Source organism: Citrobacter sp. Colony219 (genome assembly GCF_019382635.1).
Lineage (GTDB): Bacteria > Pseudomonadota > Gammaproteobacteria > Enterobacterales > Enterobacteriaceae > Citrobacter > Citrobacter youngae.
On sequence record NZ_CP080033.1, the window covers coordinates 3,201,135 to 3,202,063 of the forward strand.

At 42.3% G+C, this 929-nt stretch carries 1 protein-coding gene; it reads left to right on the top strand.

What is annotated here, in order from left to right; genetic code table 11:
• Window positions 1–367: 367 nt before the first annotated feature.
• Window positions 368–929, top strand: a 562-nt coding sequence (locus JTI85_RS14505) for a recombinase family protein (protein ID WP_219351665.1), incomplete at its 3' end; no start/stop codon positions are given.

A 929-nucleotide genomic window follows, 5' to 3' on the forward strand; every position in this document is an offset into this window, starting at 1 on the left:
GTTACCAGCCTTTAGAACATAAAATAATCGAAACCCAGTTCACCCATTTTTTGACCAAAAAGTTAAAGGGATCGTTTACTCAGATAAAAGTAGAGTCTGTTTTTTTCCGCACGATTTAAAATCTCGTTCGTCTGATCAGGTTCAACCCTGTCAACCAAATGCCGTGAACTCAGATCTCAGTACAGAACTTTTCACTAATCCGATATCGATTAAAAAACGCACGATCAAAAATCTCTTTTGGGTAGTCCCTTGTGATACTCCTCTTTTGCGTCTCGTTTAGTATCATTTATACATTGAAATAATTTAAATGATACTGTATCATTTAGTTAATTCAAATGATACTTATCACGGTAGTGAGGGCAGGAAAATGATTTTTGGTTATGCGAGAGTCTCAACAAAAGATCAGAACCTTGAACGTCAGTTGGCAGTACTGGAACCTGTTTGCGACAAAATCATTACAGAGAAGGAATCAGGCAAGTCCACCAGCGAAAGACCTGAATTGGTGAACCTGCTTTCACACCTCCGAGAAGGTGACACCCTCGTCACTCATTCAATTGATCGCCTCGCACGTAATACCCGCGATTTATTGGAAATGATTGATAACCTCGTAGATCGAGGGATCACTGTCCAGTTCTTGGCAAACTCGATGAGCTTTGATAATTCCCCACAATCCCGACTGATTTTAACCATGATGGGAGCGGTAGCAGAGTTCGAAAGAGGCATGATCGCATCACGTCGCAATGAGGGGATCGCTCTTGCCAAAGAGGCTAAGAAGTACAAGGGCAAGCAAAAGAACAAAGGGCTACATAGCAAGATTATCGATATGTTACAGGCCGGAAAGAACACACCAGACGAAATCGCAAAGCTGTGTGATTGCGGCAGAGCTACAGTATTTCGCGTGAAGAAAGAAATGCTCGCCAGTACTGGCT